The organism is Actinomycetospora sp. (genome assembly GCF_055612215.1).
Window position 1 is genome coordinate 1 of record NZ_JBVPVA010000086.1, and the last position, 1,681, is coordinate 1,681.

Genomic DNA, 1,681 nt, shown 5'->3' on the forward strand with positions numbered 1-1,681 from the left:
GTGTGGCCCTGGGTGGCGGCCATCGCCTCGACGCAGGTGCGGACGACGTTGTTGTAGACGTCCTGCGCGGTCAGCGACCAGCCCGAGGTCTGCGAGTGGGTGCGCAGCGACAGCGACTTGCCGTTCGTCGCCCCGAAGTCCCGGACGAGCTTGGCCCAGAGCAGGCGCGCGGCCCGCAGCTTCGCGATCTCCATGAAGTAGTTCATGCCGATGCCCCAGAAGAAGGAGAGGCGCGGCGCGAAGCGGTCCACGTCGAGGCCGGCGTCCCGCCCGGCCCGCAGGTACTCCACCCCGTCGGCGAGGGTGTAGGCGAGCTCCAGGTCGGCCGAGGCTCCGGCCTCCTGGATGTGGTAGCCGGAGATGGAGATCGAGTTGAACTTCGGCATCTTCTCCGAGGTGTACGAGAAGATGTCGGAGATGATCTGCATCGAGGGCTGGGGCGGATAGATGTAGGTGTTGCGGACCATGAACTCCTTGAGGATGTCGTTCTGGATGGTCCCGGCGAGCTGCTCGGGCTCGACGCCCTGCTCGGAGGCCGCGGCCACGTAGAGCGCCATCACGGGGAGCACCGCCCCGTTCATGGTCATGGACACCGACATCCGGTCCAGCGGGATGCCGTCGAAGAGCTGGCGCATGTCGAGGATCGAGTCGATCGACACGCCCGCCATGCCGACGTCCCCGGCCACGCGGGGGTTGTCCGAGTCGTAGCCGCGGTGGGTCGGCAGGTCGAAGGCGACCGAGAGGCCCTTCTGCCCGGCGGCGAGGTTGCGCCGGTAGAAGGCGTTCGACTCCTTCGCCGTCGAGAACCCCGCGTACTGGCGCACCGTCCAGGGCTGGGTGACGTACATCGTCGGGTACGGCCCGCGCAGGAACGGCGGCAGGCCCGGCAGCGTCGCGAGGAAGTCCAGGCCCTCGGTGTCGGCCGCGGTGTAGAGCGGCTTGACCGCGATCCCCTCGGGCGTCTCCCAGAGCAGGTCCTCGGACCCCTTCCCGGTGGCCGACTCGAGGGCCTCGTCCCACGTCCGGTCCCCCGGCTGCTCCGGCGCGCCGAGCTCGACGTCGGCGAACGATCCGATGCCCATCAGGCGGCCTCTCCGGTCAGGTGGTCGAGCAGGTCGGTGAGCAGCGCGGCGGCGTCGCACCCGGAGTACAGGTACCCGGTGAGGGCGGTGCCCTCGTCGGGTCCGAGGCCGGACGTCTTCGGGGACCCGGCCAGCAGGACCCGGGTGGCCCCCGCGTCCGCGAGCGCCCGGGCGAGGTCGGCCGCGTGCTCGGCGTAGACCTTGTCGCTGGACGCGACGACCGCGACCGGCGTCCCGGCCTCCCGGAACGCCGCCACGATCGCGTCGAGATCGGTGCCGCCCGGGCCCTCGGCGACGTCGATCCCGCCCGCGTGCAGCAGGTTCGTCGCGAACGAAGTGCGGGCGGTGTACTGCGCGAGCGTGCCGAGGGTGGCGAGGAACGCGGTCGGCCGCTGCGCCTGGGCATCGGCGCGGTCGCGCAGGTCCTCGAAGACCTGCGCGTAGCGCCGGCGGGGCAAGCCGCCCGCGTGGGGGTCCTCGGGCGTCGGCGGCCGCTGCGGCAGCGACTCGTGGAGGTTCGGGAACTCCGACACCCCGGTGATGGGGTCGCGGCGGTGCGCGATCCGCCCGGCTCGGCGCGACCAGGTCTCCTCGAGTGC

The 1,681-nt window shown here is 71.6% G+C and carries 1 protein-coding gene and 1 pseudogene; both read right to left on the reverse strand.

Features of this window, described 5'->3' with window-relative positions; all coding sequences use genetic code 11:
* Positions 1 to 1,082 (reverse strand): methylmalonyl-CoA mutase family protein (locus tag AC0CYZ_RS02005; protein ID WP_472211784.1); only part of this gene is annotated, 1,082 nt, incomplete at its 3' end.
* Positions 1,082 to 1,681: pseudogene (locus tag AC0CYZ_RS02010) on the reverse strand (methylmalonyl-CoA mutase); the annotation flags it as partial. The pseudogene AC0CYZ_RS02010 and the gene AC0CYZ_RS02005, both read right to left, overlap by 1 nt.